We start from the raw sequence: 17,954 nt of genomic DNA on the forward strand, positions 1-17,954 counted from the left end.
ACCCGCCGCCCCCACGCCCGCCGCGCGCCGCGCTCCGGGGCGGCACCTCGCCCGCGCCCGCGCGCGGGCCAGATTGCCCTTAAATGACCGAATTCAACGACACCCAACAGCAGCTCTCGAGGTTCCGCCTGCGCGTCGCGGCGGCGGGCGTGTTCGTGTTCGTCTGCTTCGGGCTGCTCGCGAGCCGCTTCTTCTACCTGCAGCTGATGCAGCACGGCAAATACGCGCTGCAGGCCGAGGAAAACCGCATCTCGGTCGCGCCGATCGTGCCGAACCGCGGGATCATCACCGATCGCAACGGCGTGATCCTCGCGAAGAACTACTCGGCGTACACGCTCGAGATCACGCCGTCGAAGCTCGACGACACGCTCGACAACACGATCGACAAGCTGTCCGAGATCATCCCGATCGACGCCCGTGACCGCCGCCGCTTCAAGAAGCTGCAGGAAGACTCGAAGAACTTCGAGAGCCTGCCGATCCGCACGCGGCTCACCGACGCGGAAGTCGCGCGCTTCACCGCGCAGCGTTTCCGCTTCCCCGGCGTCGACGTGCGCGCGCGGCTGTTCCGCCAGTACCCGCTCGGCATGACGGCCGCGCACGTGATCGGCTATATCGGCCGGATCTCCAAGCGCGACCAGGATCGCATCGACGCGATCAGCGACGACAACGACAGCGATCAGGAGCACTACGATCCGCGACGCGACGCGAACAACTACAAGGGCACCGACTACATCGGCAAGATCGGCGTCGAGCAGAGCTACGAAACCGAGCTGCACGGGCTGACGGGTTTCGAGGAAGTCGAGGTGACCGCCGGCGGCCGGCCGGTGCGCACGCTGTCGCGCACGCAGGCGACGCCCGGCAACAATCTCGTGCTGTCGCTCGACATCGGGCTGCAGCAGGTCGCCGAGCAGGCGTTCGCCGGCAAGCGCGGCGCGCTCGTCGCGATCGAGCCGAAGACGGGCGACGTGCTCGCGTTCGTGTCGTCGCCGAGCTTCGACCCGAACTCGTTCGTCGACGGCATCGACCAGCAGACCTGGGACGAGCTGAACAACTCGCCCGACAAGCCACTGTTGAACCGCCCGCTGCACGGCACCTATCCGCCCGGCTCGACGTACAAGCCGTTCATGGCGCTCGCGGGCCTGACGCTCGGCAAGCGCACGCCGGGCTGGGGCTTCCAGGATCCCGGCTACTTCACGTTCGGCGGCCATACGTTCCGCAACGACGTGCGCTCGGGCCAGGGCTGGGTCGACATGAACAAGGCGATCATGGTGTCGAACGACACCTACTTCTACATGCTCGCGCGCGACCTCGGCGTGAACGCGATCGCGAACTTCATGAAGCCGTTCGGCTTCGGCCAGATCACCGGGATCGACATCCAGGGCGAGGCGCGCGGGATCCTGCCGTCGACCGACTGGAAGAAGAAGGCGTTCAAGAAAGCGGCGCAGCAGAAGTGGTTCGACGGCGAGACGATCAGCCTCGGGATCGGCCAGGGCTACAACTCGTTCACGATCCTGCAGCTCGCGCATGCCACGGCAACGCTCGCGAACAACGGCGTCGTGATGAAGCCTCACCTCGTGAAGGAAGTCGAGGATCCGATCTCGCGGGCGCGCCACCTGACCGTGCCGAAGGAAAGCGACGTGATTCCGCTGAAGGCGGCCGACATCGACGTCGTGAAGCGCGGGATGGAGAACGTGATCGAGAACCCGTCCGGGACCGCGTACAAGGTGTTCCGCGGCGTGCCGTACCTCGCGGCCGGCAAGACCGGTACCGCGCAGGTGTTCTCGCTGCAGGGGTCGAACTACAAGGGCCATCTGCTCGCCGAACACCTGCGCGACCACGCGCTGTTCATCGCGTACGCGCCGGTCGACCATCCGCAGATCGCCATCGCACTGGTCGTCGAGAACGGCGGCTGGGGCGCGCAGGCCGCCGGCCCGATCGCACGCCGCGTGCTCGACTACTACCTGGTCGAGCGCCAGAACCCGAAGAACGAAGCCGCGGCCGTGGCCGCCGCGGCATCGGCCACCGAGCCGGTGAGCGCGCCCGTGGTCGGCGACACGTCGAAGCCGGCCACGATCGCGGCCGGCTTCACCGCGCTGCCGCAGCCGGTCGTGCCGTCGCCGGCCAGCGCGGCCGACGCGGCATCGGCCGCGTCGGGGGCGTTGGGGGCCTCGGGAGCGGCCAGCGCCACCGCGCCGGCCGACGCGAGCGCCGCGGCGCCGATGGCCGCGAGCCTGCCGCCGATCCGGCGACCGCACCGGCCGCGCCGGTCCGCCAGCGACGCACAGCCGGCCGTCGCCACGCCGCGGGACGACAACCACCGTGCGACGGCCCCCGCGAAAGCGGCGGACGCCGGCACCGCTCATTAACGGAGAAAGGCATGCAATTCGACAAGCGCGCCTGGCTCGACAAGATCAAGCAGATGTTCGCGGGCTTCGACCGCCCGCTCGCCCTCATCGTGTTCCTGCTGCTGTGCGTCGGCATCGTCACGCTGTACAGCGCGTCGATCGACGTGCCGGGCCGCGTCGAGGACCAGTTGCGCAACATCCTGCTGACGTTCGTGCTGATGTGGGTGATCGCCAACATCCCGCCGACCACGCTGATGCGCTTCGCGGTCCCGCTCTATACGTTCGGGGTCGCGCTGCTGATTGCCGTCGCGCTGTTCGGGATGACCAAGAAGGGCGCGAAGCGCTGGCTGAACGTCGGCGTCGTGATCCAGCCGTCGGAAATCCTGAAGATCGCGACGCCGCTGATGCTCGCGTGGTACTACCAGCGCCGCGAAGGCGGGCTGCGCTGGTACGACTTCGTCGCCGCGTTCGGGATCCTGATGGTGCCGGTCGGGCTGATCGCGAAGCAGCCCGACCTCGGCACGGGCCTGCTCGTGTTCGCGGCCGGCTTCTTCGTGATCTACCTCGCCGGCCTGTCGTTCAAGCTGATCGTGCCCGTGCTCGTCGCGGGCGTGATCGCGGTCGGCTCGATCGCCGTGTTCGAGGAACGCATCTGCCAGCCCGAAGTGCAGTGGCCGCTGATGCACGACTACCAGAAGCACCGTGTGTGCACGCTGCTCGACCCGACGTCCGACCCGCTCGGCAAGGGCTTCCACACGATCCAGGCCGTGATCGCGATCGGCTCGGGCGGCGCGCTCGGCAAGGGCTACCTGAAAGGCACGCAGGCGCACCTCGAATTCATTCCGGAAAAGCACACCGACTTCATCTTCGCGGTGTTCTCGGAGGAATGGGGGCTCGCCGGCGGGCTCGTGCTGCTGACGCTGTACATGGCGCTGATCGCGCGCGGCCTCTACATCGCCGCGCAGGGCGCGACGCAGTTCGGCCGGCTGCTCGCGGGCTCGCTCACGCTCGCGTTCTTCGTCTACGCGTTCGTCAACATCGGGATGGTGAGCGGCGTGCTGCCGGTCGTCGGCGTGCCGCTGCCATTCATGAGCTACGGCGGCACCGCGCTCACGACGCTCGGCATCGCGATCGGGATGATCATGAGCGTCGGGCGGCAGCGGCGGCTGATGAAGAGCTGACCGCGCGGCCTGCACCGCGATACGCGAAAACGGCGCCCCGGCGCCGTTTTTCATTGGGCGAGGGCCGCTTACTGCGGCGGCGCGTGCGCCTTGCCTTGCTGCGCCGCGCCGGCGCCCGATGCCGGCGTCGGCGCCTTCAGCCGCGCACTCAGCTCCTTGAATTTCAGCCCGGCCGTCTCGTCGCCCTGCGCGGCCGCCGCCGCGTAATACGCGCGCGCGATGTTCAGGTTCTGCGCGACGCCGTCGCCGCCACGCTCGTAGAACGACGCGGTCACGTACTGCGCGACGGGCTCGCCCGCGTCGGCGGCCTGCTTGTACCACACGAACGCCTGCCGGTTGTCGCGCGGCGTGCCGCGCCCGTCGAGGAACTGGTTCGCGAGCGACAGCTCGGCCTGCACGTGCCCCTGCTTCGCGGCCCGCAGGAACCAGCGATGCGCTTCAGTCGGGTTGCGCGCGACGAACTCGCCGTCGTCGAACATCCGGCCGTACACGTACTGCGCATGCGACATGTTCGCTTCCGCCGCGCGCTTCAGCCAGCGCAGTCCTTCGTCGACGTTCGCCGTCACGCCTTCGCCCGTCAGCAGCATCATCGCGTAGTTGAACTGCGCGAGGCGATCGCCGCGCTCCGCCGCATCGTGGAACTGCACGAGCGCCGCGCGATAGTCGCCGGCGTTGTAGTCGGCGACCGCCGATTGCGTCTCGTGCGACGGATCGGGCTTCGCTTGCGGCGCGCCCTGCGCAGCGGCCGCCGCCCACACGGTCCACAGCCCGACCATCGCCCCGATCCGCACTCGCCTGCGGCACACAGCGCCTCCTCCGTTCATGACCGTACCTCCTGCAACGCCTGCCGCGTCGCGCGCAACAGCCAGCTCACGTCGGCCGATACCGTGATCATCCGGTATCCGGCGTCGCGATACTGGCGCGCGGCCGCCGTATCGCCGGCGAAGATGCCGACCGCGACACCCGCCTGCTTGCCGGCCGCGAGCACGCGCGCCATCGCGGTTTCGACGTCCGGGTGGCGGATATCGCCGAGATGCCCGAGGCTCGCCGCGAGATCGGCCGGGCCGACGAACAGGCAATCGACGCCGGGCGTCGCCGCGATCCGCTCGACTTCGGCGACGCCGCGCGCCGATTCGACCTGCACGACCACCGCGACTTGTGCATTCGCCGTCTGCAGGTAGTCGCGGCGCATGCCGAATGCCGCCGCGCGCACCATGCCCGCCACGCCGCGCAGCCCGTCGGGCGATTCGGGCGACGGGAAGCGCGTGAGCCGCACCGCGTGCGCGGCGTCGTCGGGCGTCTCGATACACGGGAACATCAGCGTGCGCGCGCCGGCGTCGAGCGCGCGCTTCACGAGCCACGGCTCGCGCGCCGGCACGCGCACGACCGGCTCGCTCGGCAGATGCGCCGCGGCGATCGCGCGCAGTTGCGACGCCACGTCGCGACTGTCGTTCGGCGCATGCTCCATGTCGATGCAGAGCCAGTCGTAACCGGCATGCGCGAGCGCTTCCGCGGCCGAGTCGCTGCCGAGCGACAGCCACAGGCCGTACAGCGGCTCGTCACCGTCGCGCAGGCGTTGTTTGAGGGAATTGGTGAGCGTGCTCATCGATACGGCCTCCGGGACGGAACGGCAATCGAACGGGACAAGCAACAGGCGCGGCGAAACGCACCCCGCCGGGCAATCGAAGCACGGCGGCGGCGGCAGACCGCGCGCCGGAGAACGTGAGTCGGGGCGGGACGGCCGATCTGACAGCGCGGGCCGCGCGATGGCTCACGCGAGCGCGTTTCGGTGCCGCACGACGATCATAGCGCGGCGGGTGCTCGATGCGGGAACAGACGGGGGAAGCCGTGCCGGCGCAGGACCAAGGGAAGCGACGCCGCCAGACGCGGTGACGGGCAGCCCGCGCCGGACGGCGGGGCTGCCGGGGGGGGCAGGCAGGATCAGCGGCCGGGCTGGCGCTCGACGTCGGCCCAGCAGTTCGGCGTCTCGTACAGGCGCACGCGCTCGAGGCGCAGGTTCACGCCGTAGTGCGCGTCGTACACGTTCGCGAGGAGGTCGAACGCGATCGCCGCGAGGTTCTCGACGGTCGGGATCCGGTCGATCACGACCGTCTTGTGGTCGGCCATCTGCTCGAGAAACGAGCGCACGACGTCGTCGCGCGCATAGACCAGGAACGCGTGGTCCCACTTGCTGACGAGGTGCTCCATCGCGAGCGCCTTCACGTCGGCGAAATCCATCACCATGCCGCGGTCGGGCGCGCCCTCGGTATCGACGAGATCGCCGCGCAGCGTGATTTCGAGCACGTAGCGATGGCCGTGCAGGTTCCTGCACTGGCTGCGGTGATCGGGGATGCGGTGGCCCGCGTCGAATTCGAGTTTTCGGGTAATCAGCACGATGTCAAAAGCCGTGGCTCAGGGAATGTTCAGATATTTGTGGGTCTGCATCGACAGCCGCCACTGCGGATGACGCTTGCACCAGTCGATCGCGAGCTTCGTGTTGAGGTCGCGCGACGGGCCGTCCATCGGCTGCACGAGAAAATACTCGAAATCGAGCTTCGCGTAGTCGGCCAGCCGCTGGTTGTCCTGCGGCACGACGACCTTCAGTTCGTTGCCCTTCGTGACGACGAGCGGCGCATCGGCCTTCGGGCTCACGCAGATCCAGTCGATCGTGTCGAGCACCGGCAGCGAACCGTTGGTCTCGATCGCGATCTCGAAGCCGGCCGCATGCAGCGCGTCGACGAGCGGCTGGTCGAGCTGCAGCATCGGCTCGCCGCCCGTGCAGACGACGAAGCGGTGCGCTTCGCCGTCCGGCCACAGGCCGGCGATCGTCGCGACGAGCGCGGCGGCATCCTTGAACTTGCCGCCGTTCTCGCCGTCGGTGCCGACGAAATCCGTATCGCAGAAGCGGCACACGGCCTCCGCACGATCCTCTTCGCGGCCCGACCACAGGTTGCAGCCGGCGAACCGGCAGAACACGGCCGGCCGGCCCGCATTCGCGCCCTCGCCCTGCAACGTGTAGAAAATTTCCTTGACCGCGTAAGTCATCGTGCTTCGTCCGGCTCGCGCCGCTCGTTGTCGATCAGAATCCGTTGTCCATCAAGCGCTGCCCGCGCGAGCCGCGTCACAGCGGCGCTTCGGTCACCCGCTCGCCCTTCAGGTAGGCCTCGTAGCCGCGCTTGCGCAGCTTGCAGGCCGGGCATTCGCCGCAGCCGAAACCCCAGTCGTGCAGCTCCGCGCGCTCGCCCACGTAGCACGTGTGCGTCTCGACGCGGATCAGTTCGACAAGCGCGTCGCCGCCGAGCTGTTCGGCAAGCTGCCAGGTCTGCGCCTTGTCGAGCCACATCAGCGGCGTCTCCAGCACCATGCGCGTATCCATCCCGAGATTCAGCGCGACCTGCAGCGCCTTCATCGTGTCGTCGCGGCAGTCCGGATAGCCGGAGAAATCGGTTTCGCACATCCCGCCGACCAGCACGCGCAGCCCGCGGCGATAGGCGATCGCCGCGGCGATCGTCATGAACATCAGGTTGCGGCCCGGCACGAACGTGTTCGGCAGGCCGTTCGCCGTCGTTTCGATCTCGATCGTACGCGTCATCGCGGTATCGCTGATCGCGCCGAGCACCGACAGGTCGATCATGTGATCGTCGCCGAGCCGGTCCGACCACGCCGGAAACTTGTGCTTCAGCGCTTCGCGCACGCCTTCGCGGCACTCGAGTTCGACGCGATGACGCTGGCCGTAGTCGAAGCCGAGCGTCTCGACCGTCTGGTAGCGTTCGAGGGCCCATGCCACGCACGTGGCGGAGTCCTGCCCGCCGGAAAACAACACGAGCGCGCCGTCTTTAGCGTCTGTCCGAATCACCGTGATACTCCGTGAATGTGTAGGCTCGCGTCGCACTGCGCCCCGAGGCCGGCTGCCGCCGGGCGGCCGACGCGGCCGGCCTGCGCCGGCCCGACCAGTATAGGCAGCGCGGTGGGCCGCGAATGCGGCGGCGCGCTTATACCGCTCATCGCGCGGCATCGTTGCCGCGCGCCACGGCAGGCGCGCCGCGGGCAGCCTGCCATGCGCATGAAGCGATGCGCTAAGTCATTGAGCGGGCACGGATTTTATCATGCCCCGGCGAATGCTGCCGGGCCCGCCGATCACGACGCGCGATATCCACCACAAACGAAAAACCCCAAGAACCTTCCGATTCTTGGGGTTTTAAATGCTGGTGGCCTGGGACGGAATCGAACCATCGACACGCGGATTTTCAATCCGCTGCTCTACCAACTGAGCTACCGGGCCAACGAAGAATGAAAGTATATCGAGCTATTCGCCCCCGAGCAAGTGCTTTCGCGAAATATTTTACAGCGCGCCTTCGGACGGCTTCTTGCCGAGCTCGACGCCGAGCTGCTTGAGCTTGCGATACAGGTGCGTGCGCTCGAGGCCCGTCTTCTCCGCGACGCGCGTCATGCTGCCGTTCTCGCGCGCGAGGTGATATTCGAAGTACGCGCGCTCGAACGCATCGCGCGCCTCGCGCAACGGGATGTCGAACGGAATCGCGGCCGTCTGGCCCGCGAGGCCGAGCGCCGACGCCATGTCGTCGCCGAGCGTCGGCAGCGCCGCCGCGGACGCGACCGCCGCCGGCCCCGCGGCCTGCCCGCCGCCCGCCTTCGCCGCCGTGTTCGCGGACACCGGCGCGGCGCCGCGCGCAAGACCGTGCTCGACCGACTTCAGCAGCTTCTGCAGCGCGATCGGTTTCTCGAGGAAATCGAGCGCACCGATCTTCGTCGCCTCGACGGCGGTATCGATCGTCGCGTGCCCGGACATCATGATCACGGGCATCGTCAGCAGCCCCTGCGCCGCCCATTCCTTGAGCAGCGTGACGCCGTCGGTATCGGGCATCCAGATATCGAGCAGCACGAGATCGGGCGCCTGATTCAGCCGGTATTCCCGCGCGGCCTGCGCGTTCTCCGCCGCCTCGACGACATGTCCTTCATCGCTGAGGATCTCCGAGAGCAATTCCCGGATGCCCATTTCATCATCTACCACCAGGATGGTTGCCATTTACGCTGCCTTTGTCTGCTCACTTGCTTTTGTCTTGGCGGGAGTCGCCCCGTCCTGCGCACCGGGTTCGGCGCCTGGCGTATCGCTCGCCATCTGCAGGAACAGGATCGACACCTGCGCACCCTCGACGGTCTCGCCGTGCATGCGATTGCGCAGATCGATCCGCGCGCCGTGCTCGTCAACGATTTTCTTGACCGTGGCCAGCCCGAGCCCCGTGCCCTTCGCCTTCGTCGTCACGTAAGGCTCGAACGCGCGGGTCAGGATGCGTGCCGGAAAACCGGGCCCGTTATCGGACACGGTCAGACGTACCGCGACGCGCGTTTTGCCCTCGGCGTCTGGGTCGCCATATTCTACTGTCTTGGTTTCGATCAACACACGCGGATGCGCGGACTCCGCAACCGAATCCTGCGCATTCTGCAGCAGGTTGTGAATCACCTGGCGCAATTGCGTCGCGTCACCGCGAATCACCGGCAGCGACGGCGCGAGTTCGGCGACGATCGGGTTCTTGCCTTCGCCGACGCCGTACAGCCCGAGCACCTCGCTCGCCAGTTCGTTCAACTGCAGGTTCGCGAGCACCGCCGGCGGCGTGCGCGCGTATTCGCGGAAATCGTCGACCATCCGCTTCATCGCGGCGACCTGGTTCACGATCATCGTCGCGCCGCGCTTGAGCACGTCCGCGTCGGGCGGTGAAAGCTTGTCCGACAGCTTCATCTGCAGCCGCTCGGCCGACAGCTGGATCGGCGTCAGCGGATTCTTGATCTCGTGCGCGAGCCGCCGCGCGACCTCGCCCCACGCGACCGAACGCTGCGCGGAAATCACGTCGGAGATGTCGTCGAACACGACGACGTAGCCGGACGTCTGCGGATCGTCGGCCTGGCCCTCGACCGTCGACACGAGCCGCGTGCCGCGCACGAGCAGCGTCAGCGGATCGGTTTCGCCCGGCACCTCGATCGCGAACTGCTGCTGCCAGTGGCCGCGATCGCCGCTGCCGCCGTCGGACGCCGCCTCGCGATCGGCGAACGCCTTGCGCACCATCGCGCCGAACCCGGCGGCCACGCCGATCCGGTCGAGCGTCGTGCCGATCAGCGAGTTGAACGGCTGCCGGAAGATCCGCTCGGCGCCGCGATTGGCCGTCGTCAGCCGGAACTGGCGGTCGAGCACGAACACGCCGGCCGTCAGGTTCGCGAGGATGCTCTCGAGATACGTCTTCGAATGCTCGAGCGCGATGCGGTTCTTCTCGACCGCGAGCCGCGCCTCCGACAACTGGCGCGTCATCGCGTTGAACGACTGCGTGAGGAAGCCGAGCTCGTCGCGCGTCTTGATCTCGCGCTTCGGCGTGTAGTCGCCTTCCGTGATCTCCTTCGTGCCCTGCGCGAGCAGGAACAGCGGCCGCGCGAGCTGCTGGCCGAGCGCGAGCGCGAGCATCATCGCGATGAAAGTCGCGAGGAACAGCGCGAGCGTCAGCGTGCCGATGTACATCTTGCGCAGGCCCGTGCGGCCGAGCGACTTTTCCTGGTACTCGCGGTACGCGCGCTGCACGGCGTCCGCGTTGTGCGCGAGCCCGGACGGCACCGGCTGCGTGAGCTGCAGGAACCGCTCCGCCGGCTGCAGCAGCGACGTCGTCGCGTCGGGAATCGGCCGCACGACGCGCAGCCGCAGCGCGCCCTTCGCGCCGTGCGCACGCGGGTCGCCGTCGACCTCGCCCTCGATCGCCGCATACGCGCCGTGTTCGCGCGCCTGGCTCAGCATCAGCGGCGTCGGCAGATCGTCCGGAATCAGCGCCGCGAAATTGCCCGATGCCTGCGCGACGATGTGCAGGTCGGGCGCCGCGCCGGAGCCGCCGCGGCTCGGCTCGACGATCGTCGCGTCCTGCACCCCGAACTGGTCGCGCAGCCGCAGCAGCGTGAGCGTCGTGCCGTTCGTGTTCGCATCGACGCTCGCGAGCTGGTCGGACATCAGCCGCGCCTTCGTCTGCAGATCGGACAGCGACGCATCGAGCATCCCGCGGCCGAGGTTCAGGCCGGCCGTCAGCGCGGTCTCGACGTTCACGTCGAACCACGATTCGATACTGCGCGACACGAACTGGTACGACACGATGTAGATGATCCCGCCCGGCACCACGCCGACGAGCGCGAAGAACACCGCGAGCTTCGCGAGCAGCCGCGTGCCGAACTTGCCCTTCCTCAGGCGCACGACGATCATCCCGATCAGCCCGAGCACCACGAGCAGGAACACGAGCGCGACGACGATGTTCGTCGCGTACAGCCACGAGTAGTAGCGGTCGAAGAATTCGGTGTTCGCGCTCGCGGCCGCGAGCAGCACGAGCAGCAGCAGCGCGGTCAGCGCGACCGTCGAGACGATCACGCGGATGAGGAGACTCTTCCCGCTGGCCGCGCGGCGCACTTTATTTAGCACGTTCGGTCACCGTGAAGTTGAAGCGCTTCCAGTCCGACCCGAGCGTCCAGTCGCGGTTGTTCACGGCATCGACCTGGAACGGCTTCGGCATCAGCGCCGTATCGAGCTGCATCCGCACCGACGCCGTGTAGGTTTCGCCCGCGCGCACCTGGTTGCGGTCGATCACATGCCACGACGTGATGTGCCGGACCACCGCGAGCGCATCCTTCAGCGACGGGAAGCCGAGCTGCAGGCCGCCCGTCGACACGCGGTATTCGCGCGTGAGCGGCTGGAACGACAGGCGGATCGTCTGCGTGACCGCCACCGGCTGCTCGTCGAACCAGTACCAGCGCGCGCGGCTCAGCTCGAAGTCGGTCGTGAAGTAAAGCGGGATGCCCTTGTTGACGGCATCCTCGAGGTTCGGATTCAGCTCGAAGTCGAACCGTGCGTCGAGACTCCAGCCGCTTCCGTCGGACTGGAGCGACGCGCGCTGCACGGCGATCGATTCGGCATGCGCCGGCCGGACGACGGCCAGACACAGCGTCAACGCGACCAGCAAGACGGCCGCGAGCCGAAGGGGAAAAAGGTGTTTGATCGTCACCGTTTCTGAAACCGCGCGTAGAAAAATCCGTCGTGATCGGTGTTCTGGTCGAGTGCGCCGGCGGCCGCCCGTCCCTGCACGCCGCCCGGCAGCAGTTGGCCGGGGGCGTCCAATCGTACCGCATCTTCACAGGCCGCTTCAAACCAGCGGGCCTGCAATTCGCCTTCCTCGGGGAAGATCGAGCAGGTCACGTAAAGCAGTTCGCCGCCCGGCTTCACGAGCGGCCACAGCGCCGACAGGATGCGACGCTGCTCCGCGACCAGCGCCGGGATGTCGGCCTCGCGGCGCAGCCAGCGGATGTCGGGGTGCCGCCGCACGATGCCGGACGCCGAGCACGGCACGTCGGCCAGGATGCGATCGAACGGACGTCCGTCGTACCACGCGTCAGGTGCGCCCGCGTCGCCGACGCACACGTTCGCGGCGAGCGACAGGCGCACGAGATTCTCGCCGATCCGCGCAGCGCGCGTCGGGTCGCTTTCGAGCGCCACGACGTCCGCATCGGCGAGTTCGAGAATATGGCCCGTCTTGCCGCCGGGCGCCGCGCATGCATCGAGCACGCGCATGCCGTCGCGCGCGCCGAGCCACTCGGCCGCGAGCTGCGCGCCCGCGTCCTGCACCGACACCACGCCGTCGGCGAATCCCGGAATGCGTTCGACCGGCAGCGCCGACGCGAGCCGCACCGCATGCCGGCCGATCGCGGTCGCGTCGATCCCGTTCGCACGCAGCGTGTCGAGATACGCGTCGACGCTCGCGCGGCGCGCGTTCACGCGCAGCGTCAGCGGACCCTGACGCTCGCCCGCCGCGAGAATCGCCTGCCACGCGCCGGGCCATGCGCGCTTCACCGCATCGACCCACCATTCGCGGTAATTCCAGCGCGCGACCGGGTCGTCCTGCATCGCGGCGACGAGCGCGTCGCGCTCGCGCAGGAAACGACGCAGCACCGCATTGACCATTCCCTTCGCGAACGCGAATTCGCGCCGCGCACCGATGACGGTGACGGCCTGGTCGACCACCGTGAACGCCGGGTACGCGGCCTCGTCCGCCGGGTCGAGCAGCAGCGCGAACGCGCCGGCGAGCACCGCGTGCACGTGCGCGGGCGGCGCCTTGCTGACGAACTTGCCGATCAGCCAGTCCGCGCTGCCCAGGCGGCGCATCGTCCGGTAGGCGACGTCCTGCGTCGCGCCGCGCGCGAGTGCCTGCGCACCGGACGGCATCTGCGCGAATACCGCCGACAGCGCCGCCGGCAACGCGGTGCCGCGTCGCACCGCATCGACCGCCTGCGCGGCCGCGTCGAGCGCGAAGCCGAGCGAATCGGGCGCCAGGTGCAGCGCAGCCAGGCGCGCCGGGCGGCCGGAGGAGGTCGGAGCGGAAGAACGGGGTCGTGTCATCGGTGCGGAATCGGCAAACAGGCGCGGCAATCGGGTGCGGCAAAGAAATGCGGCAAACGGCGGGATCGCAACCGCCAGATGGCCCGGCGATCCCAAACCGCGCATTGTAGCGTGCAGCCATGCCGCGCCTTTGGCCCCTTTACGGCGCGCACAAATGAAACACCCCGCAGCGCGAAGCATGCGGGGTGGCGAGCAACGCCGCGCGGCAACGGCCGCACGGGTCGCCGACGGTCACTCGAAGCGGCCGGTGCGCGCCATCTCCATCAGGCGCGCGATGCGCTCCTCGGTGGCCGGGTGCGTCGAGAACAGGTTCTGCAGGCCGCCGCCGTGCAGCGGGTTCATGATCATCATCTGGGCGGTGGCCGGGTGCGCCTCGGCCGCCTGGAACGGGATGCCCGCCGCATAGCGATGGATCTTGTCGAGCGCGGTGGCGAGCGACTGCGGATCGCCGGAAATCTGCGCGCCGCCGCGGTCCGCCTCGAACTCGCGGGCCCGCGAAATCGCCATCTGGATCAACGCGCCGGCGATCGGCGCGAGCAGCGCGACCGCGATCCCCGCGATCGGGTTGGCCGGCCGGCCGTTCTCGTCGCGCCCGCCAAAGAACATCGCGAAGTTCGCGAGCGCCGAGATCGCGCCCGCCATCGTCGCGGTGATCGTCGAGATCAGGATGTCGCGGTGCTTCACGTGCGCAAGCTCGTGCGCCATCACGCCGCGCATCTCGCGCTCCGACAGCACGCGCAGGATGCCCGTCGTCGCGGCGACCGCCGCGTGCTCGGGGTTGCGGCCCGTCGCGAACGCGTTCGGTGCGTCCTCGTTGATCAGGTAGACGCGCGGCATCGGCAGGTTCGCGCGCGTGGCGAGCTCGCGCACCATCCGGTAGAACTGCGGCGCCGTGTTCTCGTCGACTTCCTGCGCGTTGTACATGCGCAGCACCATCTTGTCCGAGAACCAGTACGAGAAGAAATTCATGCCGAGCGCGAACAGCAGCGCGATCGTCATGCCGCGCGAGCCGCCGATCATCCCGCCGATCACGATGAACAGGGCCGTGATCGCGGCCATCAGCATCGCCGTTTTGACCCAATTGAACATACCCACTCCTTATCCGTCAGGGGACCCGCCGCGCATCGCAGCGCACGGCGGAAAATTGTAAGCGATTTGTTAGATAAGGTCTCGCCGGAAAAATTCAATCTCAGCGTTGCGAAGCTGCAAGACGAAGGCCGAGGCCGACAAAAGCGCTGCCCACGGTACGGTCGAGCCACTTCTTGACGCCCGGCTTGCCGGAAAAGCGCTGCGTGACGCTGCCCGCCACCCACGCGACCAGGCTCGTCCACACCGTGCTCATCGCGACGAACACCGCGCCGAGGGTCAGGAACGCCCAAGCCTTGTGCGGGCTGTCGGCCGACACGAATTGCGGAAAGAACGATACGAAGAACAGCACGACCTTCGGATTCAGCACGTTGGTCCAGAAACCCTGCATGAACAGCTGGCGCAGCGGCTTGGCGGCCGCGGCCTGCGCGGCTTCGGCGCCCGACGGCGCGGCGGCCTGCTTCGCGATGATCATCCGCACGCCGAGATAGATCAGGTACGCGGCGCCAACCAGTTTGATCACCGTGAACGCGGTTGCCGACGCCGCCAGCAGCGCGGTCAGGCCGAACGCGCAGGCGAGCGCGTGGACGCAGCAGCCGGCCGAAATGCCGAACGCCGACATCAGCCCGGCACCGCGCCCCTGCGCGACGCTGCGGCCGACGATGTAGGCCGTATCGGGACCGGGCGTGATGTTCAGCAGGAAAACCGCGAACACGAAGAAGCCGAAATGGGTGATGCCGAACATGAAAACCTCGAAACCGGAGAGCGCAGGGAAATTCTACGCGCGGCTGGGGCCCCGCGCGACTCGGCCGTCCGGCCGGTTGCGCCGGGCCGGCAGACCGGGTCGAATGCCGCTCGGGCCGTGTCAGTCAGCGTCCGGCAGCGCGAAACGCTGGCCGGCGGCGAGCGGCGAACCGGCGAGGAATTCCCGCGCGGGCAGCCGCTTGCCGCCCGGTTTCTGCAACTGGGTCACGCGCAGCGCGCCGCTGCCGCATGCGACCACGACGCCTTCCGGCGCGGCTTCGACGATCGTGCCGGGGGCTGCGTCGGCATTCGTGCCGCGCGCCGCCACGGGCTCCGCGGCCCAGAGCTTGATGGCCGCGCCGTCGAGCGTCGCGACGCCGCCCGGGAACGGATCGAACGCACGCACCTGGCGCGCGAGCACGTCGGCAGGCTTGCGCCAGTCGAGCGCCGCTTCGTGCTTGCCGATCTTTTCCGCGTAGGTCACGCCGTCAGCCGGCTGCGGCGTCGCCGGCAGCGTGCCGTCGCGCTCGAGCCGCACCAGCGCGTCGACGATCAGCCGCGCGCCGTCGGCCGCGAGGCGGTCGTGCAGCGTCGCGGTCGTATCGTCGGGCGCGATCGCGATGCGCGCCTCCTCGATCATCGCGCCGGTGTCGAGACCGACGTCCATCTGCATCAGCGTGACGCCCGTCTCGGCGTCGCCGGCTTCGATCGCACGATGGATCGGTGCGGCGCCCCGCCAGCGCGGCAGCAGCGACGCGTGAATGTTGATGCAGCCGGCGCGCGGAATGTCGAGCACTTCCTGCGGCAGCAGCAGGCCGTACGCGGCCACCACCATCACGTCGTGCGGCGTCGCGCGCAGCAGTTCGATCGCGTCGGCCGCCTCCGCCGGGTACTTGCCCGCGCGGCGCAGCGACGGCGGCTGCGCGACGGTCATCCCGTGCTCGACGGCGTAGCGTTTCACGGCGCTTGCCTGGAGTTTCATCCCGCGCCCGGCCGGGCGATCGGGCTGGGTGAGCACGAGCGGCACCGGAAAACCGGCCTCATGGATCGCGGCAAGAGCGGCCGCGGCGAATTCCGGCGTGCCGGCAAAAATCACGCGCAACGTATGGGTCATGACAGCGTTCGGAGTCGGGCTGGGCGCACGCGCATCACATCGCGCGTTCGAGTTTCTTCATCTTCGTCTTGATACGCGTCTGTTTGAGCGGCGACAGGTATTCGACGAACACGCGGCCCATCAGGTGATCCATCTCGTGCTGGACGCACACCGCGAGCAACCCTTCGCAGTCGAGCTCGAACGTCTCGCCCTGCTCGTTGAGCGCACGCACGCGCACGTGGTCGGGGCGCTCGACTTCGTCGTAGATGCCGGGCACCGACAGGCAGCCTTCTTCATAGGTCTGCTTTGCGTCGCTCGACCACACGATTTCCGGATTGATGAACGCGCGCAGCTCGTTCTTTTCCTCGGAGACGTCGATCACGATCACGCGCTCGTGCACGTCGACCTGCGTGGCCGCCAGGCCGATGCCGGGCGCCGCGTACATGGTCTCGGCCATGTCGGCGACGAGCTTGCGGATCCGGTCGTCGACCTTGTCGACGGGCTTCGCGACCTTGTGCAGCCGCTTGTCGGGGTAATGAAGAATATTGAGCAAAGCCATGGTGTTCGGTATTCGGTGGAGCGGCGCGCCGCATCGGCCATCCGGCCGGCTGGCGCCGCCGCCGGGATGCAATGAAGATGAGGCGGATGCGTGGCATATCAATGCCGCGCATCGCGCCTCCTGCAATCGGCCGGGCGCCTGTGCGCACGGCCCTGTCGAGTATTTCGGATGATGAAAATTTTATCATGGCGCCACGCGCTCCGCTGGACGCCGCATTCGAGGGCAGCCTCATGTCCCCGCAAGCGCTGACGCCCGCCGCGCTGCGCGCATGGCTGCAGCTCGCGCATGCGCCCGGCCTCTCGGCCGCCGTGCTGCAGGCGCTGCTCGCGGCATTCGGCTCCCCGGCGGCATTGCTGTGCGCGCCCGGCGACGCGATCGCCGCCGTGAGCAGCCCCGCCGCCGCGCAGGCCGTGCGCGCGAGCGAGCGCGACGATCTCGATACGCGCACGAGCGCCGCGCTCGCGTGGCTCGACGGGCCGGGCAACGTGCTCGTCACGCTGAGCGACCCGGCCTACCCGCCGCGGCTGCGCGACCTGCACGATCCGCCTCCGCTGCTATATGTAAAGGGGCGGCTCGACCTGCTGCACGCAGGCGGCCTCGCCGTGGTCGGCAGCCGCCATGCGACGCCGCAGGGGCTCGCCGACGCCACGCATTTCGCGCACGCGTTGTCCGACGCGGGTCTCACGATCGTCTCGGGCCTCGCGCTCGGAATCGACGGCGCCGCGCATCGTGGCGGACTCGATGGCCGCTCGGGCACCGTCGCGGTGATCGCGACGGGCGCCGATCTCGTCTATCCGGCGCGGCACCGCGCGCTCGCCCACGAGATCGCCGCGCACGGCGCGATCGTGTCGGAATGGCCGCTCGGCACGCCGGCCCGCGCCGCGCATTTCCCCCAGCGCAACCGGCTGATCGCCGCGCTCGCGATCGGCGTGCTCGTCGTCGAGGCCGCCCCGCGCTCGGGCTCGTTGATCACCGCGCGGCTCGCGAACGAACTGGGGCGCGATGTGTTCGCGATGCCCGGTTCGATCCACGCCCCGCTCGCGCAGGGCTGCCACGCGCTGATCCGCGACGGCGCGAAGCTCACCGCGGCGCCGCTCGACGTGCTCGAGGAATACGGGCTGGGCGAGCCGGCCGCGCGCACGATGAGCGGCGCGGCGCGGGCCGGCAACCCTGGCCCGAACGTGGGTGACATTCGCCAGCCCGAAGCTAACGGCGTCGCGCAACCGGATCGCCCTGTCGCGCCCGCCGCACCGCCCCGCATCGACGCCCCGCCACCGGGCAACTCGTCGGAACAGGCGGTGCTCGCGGCGCTGGGATACGGCCCCGTGACGTACGAATGGCTCGCCGAGCACAGCGGCCTGTCCGACGACGTGCTGCATGGCGCGCTGCTCGCGCTGGAACTCGCCGGCCGCGTCGCGAGCGTCCCCGGCGGACGCTTCGCGCGGCTTGACGCGGCGCCCACCCCGTCCGCGCGGGGCGTGCTACATTCCCCGGCATAGGGGCGGCCCGGCCGCCGACG

Annotated in this window: 16 protein-coding genes and 1 tRNA gene; 3 read left to right on the forward strand and 14 right to left on the reverse strand. The window is 68.8% G+C overall.

The features are described 5' to 3' along the window. Window positions 1-83 precede the first annotated feature (83 nt). On the forward strand, window positions 84-2,366 hold the full coding sequence (mrdA, locus tag A9Z05_RS11700; protein ID WP_069618226.1) for a penicillin-binding protein 2: 2,283 nt from the start codon (window positions 84-86) through the stop codon (window positions 2,364-2,366). Window positions 2,367-2,377: 11 nt separating this feature from the next. Next, window positions 2,378-3,526: a rod shape-determining protein RodA gene (gene rodA, locus A9Z05_RS11705; RefSeq protein ID WP_050011130.1), complete on the forward strand. Its 1,149-nt coding sequence runs from the start codon at window positions 2,378-2,380 to the stop codon at window positions 3,524-3,526. Window positions 3,527-3,594: 68 nt separating this feature from the next. Here the strand turns inward: rodA and A9Z05_RS11710 are convergent, their stop codons facing one another. From A9Z05_RS11710 to def, 14 genes are all read right to left on the reverse strand, one after another. Next, window positions 3,595-4,350: a tetratricopeptide repeat protein gene (locus tag A9Z05_RS11710; RefSeq protein ID WP_069618227.1), complete on the reverse strand. Its 756-nt coding sequence runs from the start codon at window positions 4,348-4,350 to the stop codon at window positions 3,595-3,597. Continuing rightward, entirely contained in the window at window positions 4,347-5,132 is a 786-nt protein-coding gene (locus A9Z05_RS11715) for an HpcH/HpaI aldolase/citrate lyase family protein (protein ID WP_069618228.1), read from the reverse strand. Before A9Z05_RS11715 ends, A9Z05_RS11710 begins: the two co-directional genes overlap by 4 nt. A gap of 335 nt (window positions 5,133-5,467) precedes the next feature. Next, window positions 5,468-5,920 (reverse strand): 6-carboxytetrahydropterin synthase QueD, encoded by a 453-nt coding sequence (gene queD / locus A9Z05_RS11720; RefSeq protein ID WP_006477472.1) that lies wholly within the window; start codon window positions 5,918-5,920, stop codon window positions 5,468-5,470. Between the two features lie 18 nt (window positions 5,921-5,938). Next, window positions 5,939-6,571 (reverse strand): 7-carboxy-7-deazaguanine synthase, encoded by a 633-nt coding sequence (gene queE / locus A9Z05_RS11725; RefSeq protein ID WP_050011126.1) that lies wholly within the window; start codon window positions 6,569-6,571, stop codon window positions 5,939-5,941. 76 nt (window positions 6,572-6,647) lie between these two features. Further along, window positions 6,648-7,382, reverse strand: a complete 735-nt coding sequence (queC, locus tag A9Z05_RS11730) for a 7-cyano-7-deazaguanine synthase QueC (RefSeq protein ID WP_069618229.1) — start codon at window positions 7,380-7,382, stop codon at window positions 6,648-6,650. 350 nt (window positions 7,383-7,732) lie between these two features. Continuing rightward, window positions 7,733-7,808, reverse strand: a tRNA-Phe gene (locus tag A9Z05_RS11735). 60 nt (window positions 7,809-7,868) lie between these two features. Continuing rightward, a complete protein-coding gene (gene esaR, locus A9Z05_RS11740; protein ID WP_069618230.1) occupies window positions 7,869-8,570 on the reverse strand; it encodes a response regulator transcription factor EsaR in 702 nt (233 codons plus the stop codon). Next, the gene (gene esaS, locus A9Z05_RS11745; RefSeq protein ID WP_069618231.1) at window positions 8,571-10,985 is read right to left on the reverse strand and encodes a sensor histidine kinase EsaS; all 2,415 of its coding nucleotides are present in this window, start codon (window positions 10,983-10,985) and stop codon (window positions 8,571-8,573) included. It lies immediately after the preceding gene. Then, window positions 10,975-11,565 (reverse strand): DUF4390 domain-containing protein, encoded by a 591-nt coding sequence (locus A9Z05_RS11750; protein ID WP_069618232.1) that lies wholly within the window; start codon window positions 11,563-11,565, stop codon window positions 10,975-10,977. Before A9Z05_RS11750 ends, esaS begins: the two co-directional genes overlap by 11 nt. After that, window positions 11,562-12,953 (reverse strand): 16S rRNA (cytosine(967)-C(5))-methyltransferase RsmB, encoded by a 1,392-nt coding sequence (gene rsmB, locus A9Z05_RS11755; RefSeq protein WP_069618265.1) that lies wholly within the window; start codon window positions 12,951-12,953, stop codon window positions 11,562-11,564. The genes A9Z05_RS11750 and rsmB overlap by 4 nt, the downstream gene beginning before the upstream one ends. Before the next feature lie 231 nt (window positions 12,954-13,184). Next, window positions 13,185-14,042, reverse strand: a complete 858-nt coding sequence (gene htpX / locus A9Z05_RS11760; protein ID WP_011546484.1) for a zinc metalloprotease HtpX — start codon at window positions 14,040-14,042, stop codon at window positions 13,185-13,187. A gap of 100 nt (window positions 14,043-14,142) precedes the next feature. Beyond that, entirely contained in the window at window positions 14,143-14,784 is a 642-nt protein-coding gene (locus A9Z05_RS11765) for a LysE family translocator (protein WP_069618233.1), read from the reverse strand. A 120-nt stretch (window positions 14,785-14,904) separates the two neighbouring features. After that, entirely contained in the window at window positions 14,905-15,897 is a 993-nt protein-coding gene (gene fmt / locus A9Z05_RS11770; protein ID WP_069618234.1) for a methionyl-tRNA formyltransferase, read from the reverse strand. Between the two features lie 34 nt (window positions 15,898-15,931). Beyond that, entirely contained in the window at window positions 15,932-16,435 is a 504-nt protein-coding gene (gene def / locus A9Z05_RS11775; RefSeq protein WP_006485794.1) for a peptide deformylase, read from the reverse strand. A 185-nt stretch (window positions 16,436-16,620) separates the two neighbouring features. On the opposite strand from def, the gene dprA reads away from it, so the two are divergent. Continuing rightward, window positions 16,621-17,934: a DNA-processing protein DprA gene (dprA, locus tag A9Z05_RS11780; RefSeq protein WP_069618235.1), complete on the forward strand. Its 1,314-nt coding sequence runs from the start codon at window positions 16,621-16,623 to the stop codon at window positions 17,932-17,934. Window positions 17,935-17,954: the final 20 nt, after the last annotated feature.

The sequence above is a fragment of the Burkholderia sp. A2 genome (assembly GCF_001729305.1).
GTDB lineage: Bacteria > Pseudomonadota > Gammaproteobacteria > Burkholderiales > Burkholderiaceae > Burkholderia > Burkholderia sola.

What these genes read in the sequence shown, in the direction of transcription:
- mrdA (WP_069618226.1), top strand. Translation starts at nt 84, where the DNA reads ATGACCGAATTCAACGACACCCAACAGCAGCTCTCGAGGTTCCGCCTG.
- rodA (WP_050011130.1), top strand. Translation starts at nt 2,378, where the DNA reads ATGCAATTCGACAAGCGCGCCTGGCTCGACAAGATCAAGCAGATGTTC.
- A9Z05_RS11710 (WP_069618227.1), bottom strand. Translation starts at nt 4,350, where the DNA reads ATGAACGGAGGAGGCGCTGTGTGCCGCAGGCGAGTGCGGATCGGGGCG.
- A9Z05_RS11715 (WP_069618228.1), bottom strand. Translation starts at nt 5,132, where the DNA reads ATGAGCACGCTCACCAATTCCCTCAAACAACGCCTGCGCGACGGTGAC.
- queE (WP_050011126.1), bottom strand. Translation starts at nt 6,571, where the DNA reads ATGACTTACGCGGTCAAGGAAATTTTCTACACGTTGCAGGGCGAGGGC.
- esaR (WP_069618230.1), bottom strand. Translation starts at nt 8,570, where the DNA reads ATGGCAACCATCCTGGTGGTAGATGATGAAATGGGCATCCGGGAATTG.
- rsmB (WP_069618265.1), bottom strand. Translation starts at nt 12,953, where the DNA reads ATGACACGACCCCGTTCTTCCGCTCCGACCTCCTCCGGCCGCCCGGCG.
- htpX (WP_011546484.1), bottom strand. Translation starts at nt 14,042, where the DNA reads ATGTTCAATTGGGTCAAAACGGCGATGCTGATGGCCGCGATCACGGCC.
- A9Z05_RS11765 (WP_069618233.1), bottom strand. Translation starts at nt 14,784, where the DNA reads ATGTTCGGCATCACCCATTTCGGCTTCTTCGTGTTCGCGGTTTTCCTG.
- fmt (WP_069618234.1), bottom strand. Translation starts at nt 15,897, where the DNA reads ATGACCCATACGTTGCGCGTGATTTTTGCCGGCACGCCGGAATTCGCC.
- def (WP_006485794.1), bottom strand. Translation starts at nt 16,435, where the DNA reads ATGGCTTTGCTCAATATTCTTCATTACCCCGACAAGCGGCTGCACAAG.
- dprA (WP_069618235.1), top strand. Translation starts at nt 16,621, where the DNA reads ATGGCGCCACGCGCTCCGCTGGACGCCGCATTCGAGGGCAGCCTCATG.